The sequence below is a fragment of the Streptomyces sp. NPDC017095 genome, from assembly GCF_044332325.1.
In the GTDB taxonomy this organism is placed as follows: domain Bacteria; phylum Actinomycetota; class Actinomycetes; order Streptomycetales; family Streptomycetaceae; genus Streptomyces.
In genome coordinates, this window is record NZ_JBIROU010000007.1 from 224598 (window position 1) to 242106 (window position 17509).

General features: G+C 73.5%; 19 protein-coding genes and 1 pseudogene. 11 read left to right on the top strand and 9 right to left on the bottom strand.

The features are described 5' to 3' along the window. Window positions 1-18: 18 nt before the first annotated feature. The 7 genes from ACH4OA_RS16280 (at window position 19) to ACH4OA_RS16310 (ending at window position 6342) form a co-directional block, all read left to right on the top strand. Complete coding sequence (locus ACH4OA_RS16280) at window positions 19-969, top strand: glycosyltransferase family 2 protein (protein ID WP_365877240.1); 951 nt, start codon at window positions 19-21, stop codon at window positions 967-969. Next, window positions 969-1337, top strand: a complete 369-nt coding sequence (locus tag ACH4OA_RS16285) for a GtrA family protein (RefSeq protein WP_365877238.1) — start codon at window positions 969-971, stop codon at window positions 1335-1337. Before ACH4OA_RS16280 ends, ACH4OA_RS16285 begins: the two co-directional genes overlap by 1 nt. Window positions 1338-1382: 45 nt before the next feature. Then, window positions 1383-2411 carry an N-acetyl-gamma-glutamyl-phosphate reductase gene (argC, locus tag ACH4OA_RS16290; protein ID WP_397969493.1) on the top strand — a complete coding sequence of 343 codons (1029 nt, stop codon included), beginning with the start codon at window positions 1383-1385 and terminating at the stop codon, window positions 2409-2411. Window positions 2412-2526: 115 nt separating this feature from the next. Continuing rightward, complete coding sequence (gene argJ / locus ACH4OA_RS16295; RefSeq protein ID WP_365877235.1) at window positions 2527-3678, top strand: bifunctional glutamate N-acetyltransferase/amino-acid acetyltransferase ArgJ; 1152 nt, start codon at window positions 2527-2529, stop codon at window positions 3676-3678. Then, window positions 3675-4583, top strand: coding sequence for an acetylglutamate kinase (gene argB / locus ACH4OA_RS16300; RefSeq protein ID WP_397936966.1), 909 nt, complete (start codon window positions 3675-3677; stop codon window positions 4581-4583). The genes argJ and argB overlap by 4 nt, the downstream gene beginning before the upstream one ends. A gap of 41 nt (window positions 4584-4624) precedes the next feature. Then, a complete protein-coding gene (locus ACH4OA_RS16305; RefSeq protein WP_397946633.1) occupies window positions 4625-5788 on the top strand; it encodes an acetylornithine transaminase in 1164 nt (387 codons plus the stop codon). Between the two features lie 8 nt (window positions 5789-5796). Beyond that, window positions 5797-6342, top strand: coding sequence for an arginine repressor (locus tag ACH4OA_RS16310; RefSeq protein ID WP_365877264.1), 546 nt, complete (start codon window positions 5797-5799; stop codon window positions 6340-6342). 35 nt (window positions 6343-6377) lie between these two features. On the opposite strand, the gene ACH4OA_RS16315 is transcribed toward ACH4OA_RS16310, so the two are convergent. The 9 genes and pseudogenes from ACH4OA_RS16315 to ACH4OA_RS16355 form a co-directional block, all read right to left on the bottom strand. Then, the gene (locus ACH4OA_RS16315) at window positions 6378-7118 is read right to left on the bottom strand and encodes an FAD:protein FMN transferase (protein WP_397936964.1); all 741 of its coding nucleotides are present in this window, start codon (window positions 7116-7118) and stop codon (window positions 6378-6380) included. A 67-nt stretch (window positions 7119-7185) separates the two neighbouring features. Further along, a pseudogene (locus tag ACH4OA_RS16320) lies at window positions 7186-7623 on the bottom strand (FMN-binding protein); the annotation flags it as partial. 17 nt (window positions 7624-7640) lie between these two features. Beyond that, the gene (locus ACH4OA_RS16325; RefSeq protein WP_397936963.1) at window positions 7641-9023 is read right to left on the bottom strand and encodes a ferric reductase-like transmembrane domain-containing protein; all 1383 of its coding nucleotides are present in this window, start codon (window positions 9021-9023) and stop codon (window positions 7641-7643) included. Between the two features lie 59 nt (window positions 9024-9082). After that, window positions 9083-10333 carry a sigma-70 family RNA polymerase sigma factor gene (locus ACH4OA_RS16330; RefSeq protein WP_397969495.1) on the bottom strand — a complete coding sequence of 417 codons (1251 nt, stop codon included), beginning with the start codon at window positions 10331-10333 and terminating at the stop codon, window positions 9083-9085. Beyond that, on the bottom strand, window positions 10326-10496 hold the full coding sequence (locus ACH4OA_RS16335; RefSeq protein WP_365883526.1) for a hypothetical protein: 171 nt from the start codon (window positions 10494-10496) through the stop codon (window positions 10326-10328). The genes ACH4OA_RS16330 and ACH4OA_RS16335 overlap by 8 nt, the downstream gene beginning before the upstream one ends. Before the next feature lie 122 nt (window positions 10497-10618). Further along, window positions 10619-10942 carry a hypothetical protein gene (locus ACH4OA_RS16340; protein ID WP_397969496.1) on the bottom strand — a complete coding sequence of 108 codons (324 nt, stop codon included), beginning with the start codon at window positions 10940-10942 and terminating at the stop codon, window positions 10619-10621. A 12-nt stretch (window positions 10943-10954) separates the two neighbouring features. Continuing rightward, the gene (locus ACH4OA_RS16345) at window positions 10955-11215 is read right to left on the bottom strand and encodes a hypothetical protein (RefSeq protein WP_397969498.1); all 261 of its coding nucleotides are present in this window, start codon (window positions 11213-11215) and stop codon (window positions 10955-10957) included. A gap of 154 nt (window positions 11216-11369) precedes the next feature. Further along, window positions 11370-12074, bottom strand: a complete 705-nt coding sequence (locus ACH4OA_RS16350; protein WP_397969500.1) for a L,D-transpeptidase — start codon at window positions 12072-12074, stop codon at window positions 11370-11372. Window positions 12075-12077: 3 nt separating this feature from the next. Next, a complete protein-coding gene (locus ACH4OA_RS16355; RefSeq protein WP_397936955.1) occupies window positions 12078-12665 on the bottom strand; it encodes a pyridoxamine 5'-phosphate oxidase family protein in 588 nt (195 codons plus the stop codon). A gap of 139 nt (window positions 12666-12804) precedes the next feature. Between ACH4OA_RS16355 and argH the strand changes: the two genes are divergently transcribed. The 4 genes from argH (at window position 12805) to ACH4OA_RS16375 (ending at window position 17496) form a co-directional block, all read left to right on the top strand. Beyond that, window positions 12805-14277, top strand: a complete 1473-nt coding sequence (argH, locus tag ACH4OA_RS16360) for an argininosuccinate lyase (RefSeq protein WP_397969501.1) — start codon at window positions 12805-12807, stop codon at window positions 14275-14277. A 91-nt stretch (window positions 14278-14368) separates the two neighbouring features. Further along, the gene (locus ACH4OA_RS16365; RefSeq protein WP_365882046.1) at window positions 14369-15340 is read left to right on the top strand and encodes an aldo/keto reductase; all 972 of its coding nucleotides are present in this window, start codon (window positions 14369-14371) and stop codon (window positions 15338-15340) included. 84 nt (window positions 15341-15424) lie between these two features. Beyond that, the gene (locus ACH4OA_RS16370; RefSeq protein WP_397969503.1) at window positions 15425-15976 is read left to right on the top strand and encodes a TetR/AcrR family transcriptional regulator; all 552 of its coding nucleotides are present in this window, start codon (window positions 15425-15427) and stop codon (window positions 15974-15976) included. Next, window positions 15973-17496 (top strand): MFS transporter, encoded by a 1524-nt coding sequence (locus ACH4OA_RS16375; RefSeq protein WP_397969504.1) that lies wholly within the window; start codon window positions 15973-15975, stop codon window positions 17494-17496. The genes ACH4OA_RS16370 and ACH4OA_RS16375 overlap by 4 nt, the downstream gene beginning before the upstream one ends. Window positions 17497-17509 lie beyond the last annotated feature (13 nt).

Genomic DNA, 17509 nt, shown 5'->3' on the forward strand with positions numbered 1-17509 from the left:
GCCCAGGGGGAAACCACCATGCTGATATCCATCGTCGCGCCCTGCTACAACGAGGAAGACGTCGTCGCCCGCTTCCACGAGGAGGTCCAGAAGGTCGCCGAGGAACTGCTGCCCCTCGGCCACGACACCGAGTTCGTGTACGTGGACGACGGCAGCCGGGACCGCACGCTCGCCGTCCTGGAACGGCTCGCGGAGCACGACTCCCGGGTGCGCTACGTCTCCTTCAGCCGCAACTTCGGCAAGGAGGCGGCCCTGCTCGCCGGCCTGCGGCACGCCTCGGGTGACGCGGTGATCGTCATGGACGCCGACCTCCAGCACCCGCCGGCGCTGATCCGGCGCATGGTCGACCTGCGCGAACAGGGCCACGACCAGGTCATCGCCCGGCGCAGCCGCACCGGCGACCGGCTCACCCGGACCCTCACCGCGCGCCTGTACTACCGGCTGGTCAACCGCCTGGTCGACGTGGAACTGACCGACGGCGTGGGCGACTTCCGGCTGCTGTCGCGCCGGGTGGTGGACGCGGTGCTGGCCCTGACCGAGTACAACCGCTTCTCCAAGGGCCTGTTCGCCTGGGTGGGCTTCCCGAGCACCACCTTCGAGTACCGCAACGCCGCGCGCGAGGCCGGGCGCAGCTCCTGGAACCTGCGCGGCCTGCTCAACTACGGCCTCGACGGCCTGCTGTCGTTCAACAACCGCCCGCTGCGCGCCGCGCTCTGGCTGGGCGTGTCCCTGTTGCTGTGCGCGGGCCTGTACACCGCCTGGATCGTGGGCGCGGCCCTCGTCAACGGCGTCCAGACCCCGGGCTACGTGACGATCATCACCGCCGTCACCGCCCTGGCGGGCGTGCAGATGGTCATGCTGGGAGTCATCGGGGAGTACACCGGCCGCATCTACTACGAGGTGAAGGGGCGTCCGCACTTCCTGGTCAAGGCGACCAACGTGGAACGGACGAAGGATCTCATCCCCTGATGCGGCAGATTCTCACCTTCGGCGTGGTGGGCGTCGTCAACACGGCGACCTACTACTGTCTTTACCTCTTCTTTCTCACCGCTTTTCCCTATCTGGCCGCGCACCTCCTGGCATTCGCGCTCAGCATGATCGGGTCCTTTTTCCTGAACGCCCGCTTCACCTACCGGACGCGGCCCACCTGGCGGAAATTCCTGCTCTTCCCGCTGACCAATCTCACCAACTTCGCGCTCACCACGGCCGGGGTGTACCTGATCGTGGACGTCCTGCACGCCGGCAGCCGCTTCGCGCCCCTGCTCGCCTCCGCCGCGGCGATCCCGGTCACCTTCGTGGTGTCCCGCTGGGTGATGCTTCCCAAGACGATTGCATAAACGTGCGGCGAAACGTATAGTCATGCCATCCAGAGGAGGGTGGACATGGCAGTACGTGCGGCGGTGGCCGGAGCGAGCGGATACGCGGGCGGAGAACTCCTGCGCCTGCTCCTTGCGCACCCCGAGATCGAGATCGGTGCCCTGACCGGCAACTCCAACGCCGGGCAGCGGCTGGGCGCGCTCCAGCCGCATCTGCCGCCGCTGGCCGGGCGGGTGCTGGCCGAGACCACGCCCGAGGCCCTCGCCGGGCACGACGTGGTCTTCCTCGCCCTGCCGCACGGGCAGTCGGCCGCCGTCGCCGAGCGGCTCGGCCCCGACGTCCTCGTGGTCGACATGGGCGCCGACTTCCGGCTGAAGGACCCGGCCGACTGGGAGACCTTCTACGGCTCCCCGCACGCCGGCACCTGGCCCTACGGCCTGCCCGAGCTGCCGGGCGCCCGCGCCGCGCTGACGGGGTCCCGGCGCGTCGCGGTGCCCGGCTGCTACCCGACCGCCGCCTCCCTCGCCCTGTACCCGGCCTACGCGGCCCGCCTCGCCGAACCGGAGGCGGTGATCGTCGCCGCGTCCGGCACCTCCGGCGCGGGCAAGGCACCCAAGCCGCACCTGCTCGGCAGCGAGGTCATGGGCTCGATGTCGCCGTACGGCGTCGGCGGCGGCCACCGGCACACCCCGGAGATGATCCAGAACCTCAGCGAGGCGGCGGGCGAACGGGTCTCCGTCTCCTTCACGCCGACCCTCGCGCCGATGCCCCGCGGCATCCTCGCCACGTGCAGCGCGAAGGCCGCCCCCGGGGTGACGGCGGACTCCGTGCGCGCCGCCTACGAGAAGGCGTACGCCGACGAGCCCTTCGTCCACTTGCTCCCCGAGGGCCAGTGGCCCGCCACGGCGTCCGTGTACGGCTCCAACGCCGTCCAGGTGCAGGTCGCCCACGACGCCGCCGCGGGCCGGGTCATCGCGATCAGCGCCATCGACAACCTGACCAAGGGCACCGCGGGCGGTGCCGTCCAGAGCATGAACATCGCCCTGGGTCTTCCGGAGACCCTCGGGCTTTCCACGATCGGAGTCGCACCGTGAGCGGGGCTCACCGCCCGGCGGCAGCCGGGGGAGCGCGTGCGGCCGCCGGGCCGCGGACGACGACGACGGCCGCACCGCTGCACCGCACGGGCGGAGAAGCGAACGAGGAGATGCAGTGAGCGTCACGGCAGCCAAGGGATTCACGGCGGCGGGCATCGCCGCCGGGATCAAGGAGAACGGCAATCCCGACCTGGCCCTCGTGGTCAACAACGGTCCCCGCCGTGCCGCCGCGGGCGTCTTCACCTCCAACCGCGTCAAGGCGGCCCCCGTCCTCTGGTCCGAGCAGGTCCTCAGGAGCGGGCAGGTCTCGGCCGTCGTGCTGAACTCCGGCGGCGCCAACGCCTGCACCGGCCCGCAGGGCTTCCAGGACACCCACGCCACCGCCGAGAAGGCCGCCGAGGTGCTCGGCCGCGGCGCCATCGAGGTCGCCGTCTGCTCCACCGGCCTCATCGGCGTCCTGCTGCCCATGGACAAGGTGCTCAAGGGCGTGGAGACGGCCGCCGCCGCGCTGAGCGAGCACGGCGGCGAGAAGGCCGCCCTCGCCATCAAGACCACCGACACCGTGCACAAGACGGCCGTGGTCTCCCGGGACGGCTGGACCGTCGGCGGCATGGCCAAGGGCGCCGGCATGCTCGCCCCCGGCCTCGCCACCATGCTGGTCGTCCTCACCACCGACGCCGACCTCGGCGCCGAGGTGCTGGACAAGGCCCTGCGCGCGGCCACCCGGGTCACCTTCGACCGGGTCGACTCCGACGGCTGCATGTCCACCAACGACACCGTGCTGCTGCTGGCCTCCGGCTCCTCCGGCATCACCCCGGAGTACGACGTGTTCGCCGAGGCCGTGCGCCAGGTCTGCGACGACCTCGGCCGACAGCTCATCGGCGACGCCGAGGGCGCCAGCAAGGACATCAAGGTCGAGGTGGTCAACGCCGCGACCGAGGAGGACGCCGTCGAGGTGGGCCGCTCCATCGCCCGCAACAACCTCCTGAAGTGCGCGATCCACGGCGAGGACCCCAACTGGGGCCGCGTGCTCTCCGCGATCGGCACCACGCGGGCCGCCTTCGAACCGGACCGGCTGAACGTCGCCATCAACGGCGTCTGGGTCTGCAGGAACGGCTCGGTCGGCGAGGACCGGGAGCTGGTCGACATGCGCTACCGCGAGGTCCACATCACCGCCGACCTCGCCGCCGGCACCGAGACCGCGACCATCTGGACCAACGACCTGACCGCCGACTACGTCCACGAGAACAGCGCCTACTCCTCATGACCTCCACGCGCAAGCACACCGCGCTGCCCAAGGCCCAGATCCTCATCGAGGCCCTGCCCTGGCTGACCCGGCACAACGGCAAGACCGTGGTCATCAAGTTCGGCGGCAACGCCATGGTGGACGAGGACCTGAAGGCCGCGTTCGCCCAGGACGTGGTGTTCCTCCACCACGCCGGCCTCAAGCCGGTCGTCGTGCACGGTGGCGGCCCGCAGATCAGCGCCGCCCTCGACCGGCACGGCATCGTCAGCGAGTTCAAGGCGGGCCTGCGCGTCACCACCGAGGAGGCCATGGACGTCGTACGGATGGTGCTGGCCGGGCAGGTGCAGCGTGAACTCGTCGGCCTGCTCAACCAGCACGGCCCGCTCGCCGTCGGCCTCACCGGCGAGGACGCGCACACCATCACCGCGACCCGGCACACCCCGGTGATCGACGGGGAGCGGGTCGACATCGGGCGGGTCGGCGAGATCACCGGGATCGACACCGGCGCGATCGAGGCCCTGCTCGCCGACGGCCGCATCCCGGTCGTCTCCTCGATCGCCCGCTCCGAGGACGACGGACACGTCTACAACGTCAACGCCGATACGGCGGCCGCGGCGCTCGCCGCGGCGCTCGGCGCCGAGACCCTCATGGTCCTCACGGACGTCGAGGGCCTGTACGAGGACTGGCCGGACTCCGACGAGGTGATCAGCCGCCTCACCGCCTCGCAGCTGGAGAAGCTGCTGCCGGACCTCGGCTCCGGCATGGTGCCGAAGATGCAGGGCTGCCTGCACGCCGTGCGCAACGGCGTGACGACCGCCCGTGTCATCGACGGCCGGGTCCAGCACTCGATCCTGCTGGAGATCTTCACCGACGAGGGCATCGGCACCATGGTCGTGCCCGACGAGCACGAGGGGAACGCACAGTGACGGGCAACCAGGAGCTGGCCCAGCGGTGGCAGGGCGCCCTCATGGACACCTACGGCACCCCGCGCCTGCCTCTCGTGCGGGGCGAGGGCACCAAGGTGTGGGACGCCGAGGGCCGGGAGTACCTGGACTTCGTCGGCGGCATCGCCACCAACGCGCTCGGCCACGCCCACCCCGCGGTCGTCGCGGCCGTCAGCGAGCAGATCGCCTCCCTCGGCCACATCTCCAACTTCTTCATGGCCGAGCCCACCGTGGCCCTCGCCGAACGGCTGCTGCGCCTCTTCGGCCGGGAGGGCCGGGTCTTCTTCTGCAACTCGGGCGCCGAGGCGAACGAGGCCGCCGTCAAGATCGGCCGGCTCACCGGGCGTACCCACATGGTCGCCACCGAGGGCGGCTTCCACGGCCGCACCCTGGGCGCCCTCGCGCTCACCGGCCAGCCCGCCAAGCGGGACCCGTTCCGGCCGCTGCCCGGCGAGGTCACCCACGTGCCCTACGGCGACGCGCAGGCGCTGGCCGCCGCGGTCACCGAGGAGACGGCCCTGGTGGTCATCGAGCCGATCCAGGGCGAGAACGGCGTCGTCGTGCCGCCGGCCGGCTACCTGAAGGCCGCCCGCGCGATCACCGCCGCCACCGGCGCCCTGCTGGTCCTGGACGAGGTGCAGACCGGCATCGGCCGCACCGGCACCTGGTTCGAGTACCAGGCCCACGAGGGCGTGCTGCCCGACGTCGTCACCCTCGCCAAGCAACTGGGCGGCGGGCTGCCGCTCGGCGCGACCGTCGCCTTCGGCCGGGCCGCCGACCTGCTGCGCCCCGGCCACCACGGCACCACCTTCGGCGGCAACCCGGTCGCCTGCGCCGCCGGACTCGCCGTGCTCGACACCATCGAGGCCGAGGGACTGCTCGACCACGTCAAGCGGCAGAGCGCCAGGCTGCGGGAGGGAATCGAGGCGCTGGACCACCCGCTGACCGGTCACGTCCGGGGCTCGGGCCTGCTGCTGGGTATCGTGCTCACCGGGCCGTACGCGCACGAGGTGCAGCGGGCGGCCCAGGAGGCCGGGTTCCTGGTGAACGCGCCCGCCCCGGACGTCGTACGGCTCATGCCGCCGCTGAACCTCCGCGACGACGAGGCGGACGCGCTGCTCGGGGCGCTGCCCGGCATCCTCGACGCAGCGAGCCCCGTGGCGGGGAACGAACGATCCGGAGAATGAGCACGATCATGAGCGAGGCGCAGGACCACGAGCAGGCCCCGGGGGCCGGGCCCGCCGTACCGCAGACCCGCACCGCGCGGCACCGCCGGATCGTGGACATCCTCAACCGGCAGCCGGTGCGGTCGCAGAGCCAGCTCGCGAAGCTGCTCGCCGACGACGGGCTGAACGTCACACAGGCGACGCTCAGCCGGGACCTCGACGAGCTGAACGCGGTGAAGATCCGCAACACCGACGGCGACCTGATCTACGCGGTGCCGAGCGAGGGCGGCTTCCGCACGCCCCGGGCGCCGCTGGGAGGGTCGGCGAAGGAGGAGCGGATGCGGCGCCTGGCCCAGGAGCTGCTGATCTCCGCGGAGGCGTCGGCCAACCTCGTGGTCCTGCGCACTCCGCCGGGCGCCGCCCAGTTCCTGGCCTCCGCCATCGACCAGGCGGAGCTGCACGACATCCTCGGCACGATCGCCGGCGACGACACGCTGCTGCTGATCAGCCGGAACCCGACGGGCGGCCAGGCGCTCGCCGACCACCTGCTGAAACTGGCCCAGAACGGCACCTGACCGCCCCGCGGCGGGGGGTGCCCGCCGCGGGGCGCTCAGCCCAGCCGCGCCGCCAGCCCCGACGTGCAGCGCACCTCGTCGTCCGCGGTGATCAGCAGGGCCTCCACGTCCGGCAGCGACTCCAGCCAGCGCAGCCCGGCCCGCAGGCCGCGGGCGAACGCGGCCGTGGCCCAGCAGTCCGCCCAGGTCAGCCGGGGAGCGACGACGGTCACCGCGACCAGGTCGGTCACCGCCGGCCGGCCGGTGCGCGGGTCCACGATGTGCGCGCCCCGCTCCGCCGTGCCCGAGGTGGCCACCGCCAGCTCCCGGGTGCCGGCCGCCGAGACCACCGCCGCCAGCCCGCCGGGCCGGACCGGATCGGCCACCCCGACCCGCCAGGCCCGCCCCGGCTCCGGCGCGCCCAGCAGCTGTACGTCCCCGCCCCCGTTGACGGCCACCCCGCACACCCCGTCCACCGCCGCCAGCGCCCGCGCCGCCCGCTCGGCGGCCCAGCCCTTGACGATGCCGGTGGGGTCCAGCCGGCCCCGGTGGCGGGTGCCGAACCAGCCCTCGCTCACCCGCTCCGCCCGCGCCGCCAGCCCCAGCACCTCGGCCACCTCCGGAGCGCACCCGGCGGCGTCCAGCTCGCCCCGCGCCAGCCGGGACACGTCGCTGTCGGCGCGGTAGGTGCTGAAGACCGCGTCCGCCCGGTGCAGCCCGGCGACGGCGCGGGCGAGCGCCGCCCGGACCGCCGCCGGTTCCCCGCCGCGCACGTCGAAGGAGAAGACCGTCCCCATGACCTCCTCCGCCCGGCGCACCGCCACCGGAGCCCCGGCGGACCCGGCCGCAGGCTCAGCCACCGGCCCGGTCCAGCGCGGACTGGAGCGAGGTCCGGTATCCCTCGCTGGTGTACGTCGCCCCGGACACCGTGTCGATGCCGGCGCTCTGCGCGGCCACCGCCTCCCGGCCGAGCCTCGGCACGGCCAGCGCGGTCTTCTGCCCGCTGAGTCCGCCCTCGGGCGCCTGGACCGCCTCCGCCTTGACGATCCTGCCGCCGTCGAGGGTCAGCCGCACCCGCACGGTCCCGTACGGGGTGCGCACCGCGTCCCCGGTGACCGTGCCCGAGCCGGCGGCCGGGGCGCCGCCCTGCGGGGACCGCGCGCCGGCCGCCGGCCGCCGCGGGTCCGCGCCCGCCGCCGCGGCCGGGTCCGCCGCCGGCTTCAACGACAGCAGCAGCACCACTCCGGACACGGTCGCGGCGGTGGCCAGCACGGTCCGCCGGACGGGATGGCTCTTCCTCATCGCTCTCGCAGCTCCGCTCACATCTCGAACGACTCGTGGTGGATACGCCGGGCCGGAACGCCCGCGGCCCGCAGCGCCTCGTACACCGACCGCGCGAACCCGGGCGGGCCGCACAGGAAGACGTCGTGCCCGTCGAGGTCCGGGATCTTGCGCCGCAGACTCTCCGCGGAGATGTCGGGCCGCTCGCCGTCCGGGCTGTTCACCGCGTACATCAGCCGGGCGCCCCGCTCCTCGGCGATCGCCGCCAGCTCGTCCCACAGGGCCAGGTCCCGGGTGGTGCCGGCCCGGTACAGCAGCGTGAGGTCCCCGGCGGCCCCGGGCAGCGTCTCGAACAGGGCGCGCATCGGTGTGATGCCGACCCCGCCCGCGACCAGCAGGACCTTGCCGCGGCTGCGGCGCCGCGCGGTGAGGGCGCCGTACGGGCCCTCCGCCCACACCCGGGTGCCGGGCGTCAGCTCCCGCAGCCGGGCGCTGTGGTCGCCGCTCGCCTTCACCGTGATCCGCAGCGTGCCGGGGCGCGGGGCGGCCGAGAGGGAGTAGGGGTGCGAGCTGAACCGCAGCCCCGGGGCGAGGAACCGCCAGCGGAAGAACTGGCCGGCCTCCGCGCCGATCCGGTGCAGCCGCCGCCCGCCGATCAGCACCGACACGATGCCGGGCGCCTCCTCGACGACGGCGCTGACCCGCAGGCGGTGCCGCAGGTTCAGCCGGACCGGGGTCAGGACGCGGTACCAGAGCACCAGCGCGGTGACCGTGCCGTACAGGCCGTACCAGAAGGTCCGGGCGGCGGGCTCCACCGCGAACTCGTTGCCGGTGCTGATCTGGTGCCAGAAGGTCAGGAACACCGCCGCGTACGTCAGCAGGTGCACGTGGTACCAGGCGTCGTACGGCAGCCGGCGGCGCACCGGGCCGGCCGACGTCAGGCCGATGACCACCAGCAGGCCGGTGCCGAGGGCCGCCTTGCCCAGGTCGGGTAGCTGGCCGACGGAGTCGGCGGTCTGCCCGGCGAGGCCGGCGAGCGACCGTCCGGCCTGGCGCGCGTAGCCCCACATGGTGAGGAAGACGTGCGCCAGGACCAGGCAGAGCGTGTACCGGCCGCTGACCGCGTGCCAGCGGGCCACCCGGTCGGAGCCGACCCGCCGTTCCAGCGCCGGCACCCGCGCCGTCTGGAGCACCACCAGCGCCATCAGGTAGCCCGCGAGCAGCCCGGTGATCCGGCCGGCGTTCAGGATGCGGCCGGTGCCGTCGGCGATGGCGGGCGTGGTGTGCCACCACAGCCCCAGCACGGCCGCCGCGCCCGCCCACACGGCGAGCAGCAGCGGGACGGCCGGGGAGCGGCGCGGACGGATCCGGCGCATCGTCTGTCGGCGGGCGGCGCGTCCGCCCGCGAGCGTGGTGGTCACGGTTCCTCCGTGGGGAGTCGACCCTCGGCCCACACATACGCACCCGCCGCGCGGAGCGTTCAGCCGGGTGTCCCCGGGGGCGGGAAGGGTTCCCCGCCCCCGTCGGTCACCGTGGTCCCGGCGGCCTTGTCGGGCCAGCACTGCCGCCAGGGCCGGTCGAGGAAGCCCCACAGCAGGCTGATGATCCCCGGCACCACGAGCGCGTTCAGGGCCGTGGACGCCAGCACCCGCCGCAGTGCCTGGGAGTACGACGGCGTGCGGCCGCTCTCGATGTCCGCCACGCGCAGCCCGAGGAGCTTCTTGCCCAGGGTCCGGCCCCACAGAGCCGTCGGCAGGGCGTCGAGCAGGAGCACCGTGAGGAGGAAGCCGCAGCCCACGAGGGCGAGGTGGGCGACCGTGGCGCCGTCGGCCAGCCAGACGGTGGCCGTCTCCCCGCTCGCCCGCGCCACGCCGATCCGGTCGCGCAGCCGTGTGTACGCGGCCGTGAGCTGCTGCACGGCCAGCGGGGAGAGGGCGGCCGCCGTCAGCAGCCAGTCGGCCAGCCGCGCGGCCAGGCGCTTGCGCAGCACCACCGGACGCACGGGCCGTGAGCCGTCGGGTTCGCCCGCCCTGCGCTGGGGCACGCCGACGAACACCACCGCGCCCGCGAAGAGCAGGAGGGTCAGCAGTGCCCACAGCAGCAGCGGGAGCAGGCGCGAAGCCGCCTCCGGCGCCCCCTCCGGCCGGCCGGCCACGCCGTACCGGCGTATCGACGCCATGCCCAGGCCGCAGAGGAGGACCGTGAAGAGGACGGACGTGGCGGTCAGCACGGTCTTCAAGGCGGCCCCGGCGCGCGCGACCTGGGCGGCCACGGTGCCCGGCCGCTTTCCCAGCAGCAGAGCGGCCTCTTCCTGGCGGTAGCCCAGCCCCTTGACCACGTAGACGGCCGCCCGTTGCCGGGCCGGCAGGCTCATCAGCGCCTGCCGCACGGCGAGGCGGTCCTCCACCGCGCCGGTGAAGTCCGTCTCCTGCAGGTCGCTGACCACCAGCACGGCCCTGTCCCGGGCGTGGCGCCGGCGCCGTGCGCTCTCCAGCACCTCCCTGCGGATCAACTGGTACACGTACGCCCGCGGTTCGTCGATGCGGGACGGGTCGCGGCAGGACTTGGCGAAGGCGTTCTGGACGACGTCCTCGGCGTCGAGGAAGGACTCCGGCACCTCCGCTTCCCGCAGCTTCTTGCGGGCGTAGCCGACCAGCGCCGGATACCCGCGCTCGTACAGCTCGCGCAGGTCGCGCAGCGAGCGGTGCGCTTCCCCCGGCTCCTCAGCCATGGTGCTTCCCCCGCCGTCCGGCACGGCGGTCCGCCGTGCGCCTGGCCCTGATGACCTCGGCGTCGCCGGCCGCGCGGTTGCGGTAGGCGATGCTGTCCACCATCTTGGCGACACTGGGAATGAGGGAACCCGCGATCAGCCAGATCACCAGAGCCGTGTCCATGTCGTCGTCCTTCTCACCCGGCGCCCGCACCCCACAGGTGCGGGCTGTCGTGAGCGAAGAGCGACGAGGGCCCCGTTTTCTTTAGCGGCCTCCCGGGTTTTTTCCGGAGTGGCCTGCCGGGGTCACGGCGAGGGACGCGCCGCCAGGTCGCCGGCGGTGGCGCCGCCGGCGTTTTCGGGGTCTGCGGCGTCTACGGTGTCTTTGGCGCGCAGCGCGGCGCGCATGGTCCGCAGCCTCCGCTTCTGCAGGCCGCCGCTGTACAGCAGCCAGCCGCTGAAGACCACGGAGAACAGGGCCATGCCGATGGTCTGCCGAGGTCCCGCGGTGAGGGCCGTCAAGGCGGTGACCCCGCCGCACAGCAGGCAGACCAGCGCGGCGGCGGCGAGCACGGACAGGCACATCCGCGCCCACAGGTGCCTGGCCGGGAAGACTCTGATCCGTTCCACGCCCGCCGTCCCTCAGATCCGCTTCCTGCGGCGGGCGGCGGCGAGCCGCACCGCGCACGCGATCGCCAGCAGGATCCAGGCCACCGCGCAGTACGCCCAGGCCGTCATCCCGCGTACGGCGCCGACCGCGCTCGCGACCGCCCACACGGCGAGGACGGCGCAGAGAGCGGTCCACGCGATGTCGGCGACCCGGACCCGCAGCTCCGCGCGCTGCCTGGTCCCGGGCCGCAGGGGGCCGAGTGCGGATCCCTCCGTTGTCTGCCGCGCGTCCACGAGCCACCACTCCTTCCACCCGAACCGGACTTCCCGGCTACCCGGGGCGCCCGGCCACACGCCCCAAAGGAGCGCGCGCATAAGGAAGTTGTGATTCCGGATGGCGGTCCGGCGGACCGGAGCGGGCGGCGGGCCCCGCCGCGGAACGGCCCTGTCAGTACCGGGTCACCGCCGTGGTCCCGGTCGCGGTTCCCACGGCGATGTGCGGGTTCCTCCCCGGCTTCACCCACCGCAGGATCCGCCGCATCGCGTCCCGGGGCACCGACACGCAGCCGGCCGTCGCCCCGCGCCCGTTGACGTGCAGGAAGATCCCGGCGCCGCGACCGCGCACGGGCCGGTGGTAGTTGAAGCCGATGACCAGGCCGTGGGCGTACTGCCCCGGGTAGTCGACCAGGTGCTCGGACTCGGTGGCGCGGCAGTCGGCGGGCAGCGGGTCGGTCCAGCGGTTGTAGGAGCGGGAGGCGTTGTCCTGGCACCACCAGGAACTCTTGCGGACGGTCCGGTACGCCATCGCCGTGCCGTCCGGCGCCGCCTCGATGCCGAAGGCGAAGGGGAGGCCGTACAGGCCGGTCGGGGTCGTGTACGTGCCCTGCTTGCGGGTGCCGCCGTCCACCAGCCCGCCGGAGCCGAACCGGGCGGGCGCGGAGCCGGCCCGGGTCCACCGTCCCTTCCGCAGGTCCCACCAGCCGACCGTGCCCTCGGTGGCGCGCGGGCCCGGCGCCTGGGCGATGATCAGCTGGCTGCCGCCGCCCGTGTGCGCCATCCGCGCCGGCAGCGGCGCCGGGTCCCGGCCGGGCGCGGCGCCGGGCAGGGTGAGCGAGGAGGCGGACACGAGGGCGAGGACCACACCGGGGCGCATGGCTCAGACGGTAGACGGGGGCAGCGGCAACGGCAGCCCGGGCAGTCCGTCCAGGCTGGCCGCGATGTGCTCCTTCTTGGTGAAGTACGCGCTCAGCGAGGCGTCGTCCTCGCGCGCGAAGCGCCTGCCGTGCAGGTCGCGGTCCTCCTCGTACGCCATGTAGGGGACGGCGTAGCCGCAGGTGTCGCGGACGAGTCCGGCGTGCACCACGATGATCGCGCGCAGTCCGTGCGCGGTGTGGTCGATGTCCGGGAAGCGGGCGAGGAGGTCCGGGAAGCGCGGGTCGTCGCGGAAGACCGGTTCACCCCGGCCGTGCACGCGCACGATGTCGGGCGGACCCTGGAAGGCGCACCACATCAGGGTGATCCGCCCGTTCTCCCGCAGATGGGCGATGGTCTCGGCGTTGGACCCGGCGAAGTCCAGGTACGCCACGGTGTGTTCGTCCAGCACGGCGAAGGAGCCCTTGAGGCCCTTGGGGGAGAGGTTGACCGTGCCGTCGCCGGAGAGCGGGGCGGTCGCGGTGAAGAAGAGCGGCTGGTCCTCGATGAAAGCGCGCAGCCTGCCGTCTATGCGGTCATAAGTCTTTCCCATGCCTAAGGATTATCCCGACAGGTCGTTCGCCTGTCTAACGATTTGTCGATTGACGAACCATGCAGAGTTCTGCATACTCATGCAGGACAGCGTGTGCCAGCACACAGCCCGCATCCCAGAGCTTCGAGGAGCAACGCCAGTGAGCAGCAACAGCGGTGACGTACGGCTCTGGGGCGGGCGATTCGCCGACGGCCCCGCCGAGGCCCTGGCCAGGCTGTCCGCGTCCGTCCACTTCGACTGGCGGCTCGCGCCCTACGACATCGCCGGCTCGCGTGCCCACGCGCGCGTCCTGCACAAGGCCGGACTCCTCACCGCGGACGAGCTGGAGCGGATGACCGCCGGCCTGGACCTGCTGGAGGCGGACGTCGCCGCCGGCACCTTCGTGGGCACCATCGCCGACGAGGACGTGCACACCGCCCTGGAGCGCGGCCTGCTGGAGCGCCTCGGCCCGGACCTCGGCGGCAAGCTGCGCGCCGGCCGGTCCCGCAACGACCAGGTCGCCACCCTCTTCAGGATGTACCTGCGGGACCACGCCCGGATCATCGGCGGTCTGCTCGCCGGCCTCCAGGACGCCCTGATCGGCCTGGCCGAGGCCCACCCGGACGTGGCCATGCCCGGCCGTACCCACCTCCAGCACGCCCAGCCGGTGCTCTTCGCCCACCACGTCCTGGCCCATGTGCAGTCCCTGTCCCGGGACGCCGAGCGGCTGCGCCAGTGGGACGAGCGGACGGCCGTGTCGCCGTACGGCTCCGGCGCCCTCGCCGGCTCCTCCCTGGGCCTGGACCCGGAGGCGGTCGCCGCGGACCTCGGCTTCGAGCACGGCAGCGTCGGCAACTCCATCGACGGCACGGCCTCCCGCGACTTCGTCGCCGAGTTCGCCTTCATCACCGCGATGATCGGCGTCAACCTCTCCCGGATCGCCGAGGAGATCATCATCTGGAACACGAAGGAGTTCTCCTTCGTCACCCTGCACGACGCCTTCTCCACCGGCTCGTCGATCATGCCGCAGAAGAAGAACCCGGACATCGCCGAGCTGGCCCGCGGCAAGTCCGGCCGGCTGATCGGCAACCTCACCGGCCTGCTCGCGACCCTGAAGGCCCTGCCCCTCGCCTACAACCGCGACCTCCAGGAGGACAAGGAGCCGGTCTTCGACTCCTGCGACCAGCTCGAGGTGCTGCTGCCGGCCTTCACCGGCATGATCGCCACCCTCACCGTGCACCGTGAGCGCATGGAGGAGCTGGCCCCGGCCGGTTTCTCGCTGGCCACCGACATCGCCGAGTGGCTGGTGAGGCAGGGTGTGCCGTTCCGCGTGGCGCACGAGGTGGCCGGCGAGTGCGTCAAGGCCGCCGAGGCCGAGGGCAAGGAGCTGGACGGCCTCACGGACGAGCAGTTCGCGAAGATCTCCGCCCACCTCACCCCCGAGGTCCGCTCGGTCCTCAACGTCCCCGGCGCCCTCGCCTCCCGCGACGGCCGCGGCGGCACGGCCCCGAGCGCGGTCGCGACCCAGCTGGCCGAGGTCAAGGCGGACGTGGCACGGCAGCACGCGTGGGCGGACGCCAAGGTGGCCAAGGGCGCCACGAGCGCCGAAGACGCCGAGGACGCCAAGAAGTAGGGCCGAAGCCCCGGGCCGCGGCGCGAACGCGCCGGCCGTCGCGGGTTACGTTGGTCGCGAGCCCACCGGAGCCGACCGAACGGAACCCGCGATGCCCTTCGCTCGCCTGGCCACTGCGACCACCGCCACCTGCCACATCGGCCTGGGCCTGGCCGCGGTGGGCCGCCCCGGCTACATCACGCTCGGCCGGGCCCGCGACCTCGGCGAGGACCGCGGCCCGGACGCGCTGCGCGCCCGCACCCACGCACTCCTCGACGCCGCCTACGCCCAGGGCGTCCGCTACGTCGACGCCGCCCGCTCCTACGGCCGCTCCGAGGAGTTCCTCGCGGACTGGCTCGCGAAGAACCCCGGCGCCGACGACGTGGTCGTCGGCAGCAAGTGGGGCTACACCTACACCGCCGGCTGGTCGGCGGACGCCGCGACGCACGAGGTCAAGGACCACAGCCTCGCCGCCTACGAGCGGCAGCGCGCCGAGAGCGACGCCCTGCTCGGCGCCCGGCTCGACCTCTACCAGATCCACTCGGTGACCCCGGACAGCCCGGCCCTGACCGACCGGGAGCTGCACGCCCGGCTGGCGGAGGCCGCCGCCCGTGGACTGACCGTCGGGTTCTCCACCAGCGGCCCCGCGCAGGCCGACGCCATCCGCGCCGCCCTCGCCGTCACGGTCGACGGCCGGCCCCTGTTCCGTACCGTCCAGTCGACGTTCAACCTCCTGGAGACCTCGGCCGGACCCGCCCTCGCCGAGGCGCACGACGCCGGGCTCACCGTCCTGGTCAAGGAGGGCATGGCGAACGGCCGGCTGGCCGGGCCGGAGGCGCCGGACGCGCTGCGGGCCGTGGCGGAGGCCGCGGGAGCCGGCTGCGACGCGGTCGCCCTGGCCTGGATCCTGCGCCGGCCGTGGGCCGGTGTGGTCCTCTCCGGTGCCGCGACCGTCCCGCAGCTGCTGTCCAATCTGCACGCGCCCGCCGTCGACCTCGACCCGGACCAGCTGACCCGCCTCGCCACGCTGAGCGAGGACCCGCGCGCCTACTGGGAGCGGCGCGCACGTCTGCCCTGGCACTGACGCAAGACCCCGCACGACCAGCGGAAACGAGGCACGCGGGTCTGTGATGAGACAAAAATGTCTCAGTTGGGCTACTCTTGTCTCATGGCTCTCGACCGTGACCATGTGCTGCGCAGCGCGGCCGCCCTGCTGACCCGTAACTCCACCGCGACCATGGACGAGGTCGCCAGGGCCGCCGGGATCAGCCGGGCCACGCTGCACCGGCACTTCGCCGGCCGCGACGCGCTCGTGCGGGCGCTGGAGCAGCTCGGCATCGCCGAGTGCGAAGGCGCGCTGGACCGGGCCCGGCCGGAAGAAGGGCCGGCGGCCGGGGCCGTACGCCGGCTGGTCCGCGAGATCCAGCCGGCCGCCGGCCTGCTGGCGTTCCTCTACGGCGAGAACCAGCTGTGGGAGAGCGACCGGCAGCACGAGGGCTGGCAGCGCCTGGACACCCGGATCGGCGCCCTGTTCCAGCGCGGACAGCGCGCCGGCGAGTTCCGGATCGATCTCAGCCCGGCCTGGCTCACCGAGGCGCTGTACGGCCTGATCGCCTCGGGCGCCTGGGCCACCCAGGACGGCCGTGTCGCCTCCCGGGACTTCCCGACCATGATCGCCGAGCTGCTGCTCGGCGGCGCTCTGCGAAGAGAGGAACCATGACCAGCACCCTGCGGCCGGCCCAGCCGGACGAGGCGGTGCAGCGTCCCGGCCGCTGGCTGGCGCTGTCCGTCCTGGTCCTGGCCGTGCTGCTGGTGGCCGTCGACGCCACCGTCCTCGGCCTGGCGACCCCCTACATCAGCGAAGACCTCGACCCCTCCGGCACCCAGTTGCTGTGGATCGGCGACGTCTACTCCTTCGTCATCGCCGGTCTGCTGGTCTCCATGGGCAGCCTCGGCGACCGCATCGGCCGCAAGCGGATCCTGCTCGTCGGCGCCACGGCGTTCGGCGCGCTGTCCGTGCTCAACGCCTACGCCACCACACCCGAGCTGATGATCCTGGCCCGGGCGCTGCTCGGCGTCGCGGGCGCCACCCTGATGCCCGCCACCCTGGCCCTGATCCGCAACATCTTCCAGGACCCGCGCGAGCGCAGCCTGGCCGTCGGCATCTGGGGCGCCAGCGCCTCCGCCGGCATGGCCGTCGGCCCGATCACCGGCGGATTCCTCCTCGAACACTTCTGGTGGGGCTCGGTCTTCCTGATCAACCTGCCGGTGATGGCGGTCCTGGTCCTGGTCGGCGTCCGCACCCTGCCCGAGTCCCGTGACCCGCACCCGGGCCCGTGGGACCTGAGCAGCGTCCTGCTGTCGCTGGTCGGCATGATCGCCCTCGTCTACGGCGTCAAGGAGACCGCCGCCCACGGCCTCACCCCGGTCGCCGCCGGCACCGGTCTGCTGGGCGCGGCGGCCCTGTACGGCTTCGTCCGCCGCCAGCTCACCCTGCCGGCCCCGCTGCTGGACATGCGGCTGTTCCGGCGCCGCGGCTTCAGCGGTGCCGTCCTCGCCGACCTGCTGACCGTCCTCGGCCTGTCCGGCCTGGTGTTCTTCCTCTCCCAGTTCCTGCAACTGGTCCAGGACCGGCTTCCCTTCGAGGCGGGCCTGGCGGAACTGCCCGCCGCGGTGGGCGCGGTGGCGGCCGGGCTGCTCGCCGGCCGGGCCGCCCGGCGCTTCCCGGTCCGCGCGGTGGTCTCCGGCGGCCTGGCCGCCGTGGGCCTCGCCCTGGCGGTGCTGACGACACTGGACCGCTCCACCGGCTATCCGCTGCTCGGCGCCGTCCTGCTGGTGGTCGGCGTCGGCGCCGGGTTCTCCTTCACGGTGACCGCCGACGTCATCCTCTCCAGCGTCCCCAAGGACCAGGCGGGCGCCGCCTCGGCGGTCTCCGAGACGGCGTACGAACTGGGCGCGGCCCTCGGCATCGCCCTGCTCGGCTCGATCGTGACCGGCGTCTACCGCGGCTTCACCGGCCCGGCCGGCACCCCGGCCGGGGCCCACGAGTCGCTGGGCGCGGCGGTGCAGAGCGCGGCCGGGCTGCCACCGCACCAGGCGGAGGCGCTGCTCGACGCGGCCCGCGAGTCCTTCGTCCACGGCCTCCACCTGGCCTCCGGGGCGGGAGCGGTGGTCCTGCTGGCGGCGTCCGTGGTGGCCTGGTTCCTGCTGAAGGGGCAGAAACTGGAGAGCGCCGGCTGAGGTGGCCCGCCCG

Excerpts from the sequence above, each read along its gene's own strand:
- ACH4OA_RS16280 (WP_365877240.1), top strand. The coding sequence starts at position 19 with ATGCTGATATCCATCGTCGCGCCCTGCTACAACGAGGAAGACGTCGTC.
- ACH4OA_RS16285 (WP_365877238.1), top strand. The coding sequence starts at position 969 with ATGCGGCAGATTCTCACCTTCGGCGTGGTGGGCGTCGTCAACACGGCG.
- argC (WP_397969493.1), top strand. The coding sequence starts at position 1,383 with ATGGCAGTACGTGCGGCGGTGGCCGGAGCGAGCGGATACGCGGGCGGA.
- argB (WP_397936966.1), top strand. The coding sequence starts at position 3,675 with ATGACCTCCACGCGCAAGCACACCGCGCTGCCCAAGGCCCAGATCCTC.
- ACH4OA_RS16305 (WP_397946633.1), top strand. The coding sequence starts at position 4,625 with ATGGACACCTACGGCACCCCGCGCCTGCCTCTCGTGCGGGGCGAGGGC.
- ACH4OA_RS16310 (WP_365877264.1), top strand. The coding sequence starts at position 5,797 with ATGAGCGAGGCGCAGGACCACGAGCAGGCCCCGGGGGCCGGGCCCGCC.
- ACH4OA_RS16315 (WP_397936964.1), bottom strand. The coding sequence starts at position 7,118 with ATGGGGACGGTCTTCTCCTTCGACGTGCGCGGCGGGGAACCGGCGGCG.
- ACH4OA_RS16330 (WP_397969495.1), bottom strand. The coding sequence starts at position 10,333 with ATGGCTGAGGAGCCGGGGGAAGCGCACCGCTCGCTGCGCGACCTGCGC.
- ACH4OA_RS16335 (WP_365883526.1), bottom strand. The coding sequence starts at position 10,496 with ATGGACACGGCTCTGGTGATCTGGCTGATCGCGGGTTCCCTCATTCCC.
- ACH4OA_RS16350 (WP_397969500.1), bottom strand. The coding sequence starts at position 12,074 with ATGCGCCCCGGTGTGGTCCTCGCCCTCGTGTCCGCCTCCTCGCTCACC.
- ACH4OA_RS16355 (WP_397936955.1), bottom strand. The coding sequence starts at position 12,665 with ATGGGAAAGACTTATGACCGCATAGACGGCAGGCTGCGCGCTTTCATC.
- ACH4OA_RS16365 (WP_365882046.1), top strand. The coding sequence starts at position 14,369 with ATGCCCTTCGCTCGCCTGGCCACTGCGACCACCGCCACCTGCCACATC.
- ACH4OA_RS16370 (WP_397969503.1), top strand. The coding sequence starts at position 15,425 with ATGGCTCTCGACCGTGACCATGTGCTGCGCAGCGCGGCCGCCCTGCTG.
- ACH4OA_RS16375 (WP_397969504.1), top strand. The coding sequence starts at position 15,973 with ATGACCAGCACCCTGCGGCCGGCCCAGCCGGACGAGGCGGTGCAGCGT.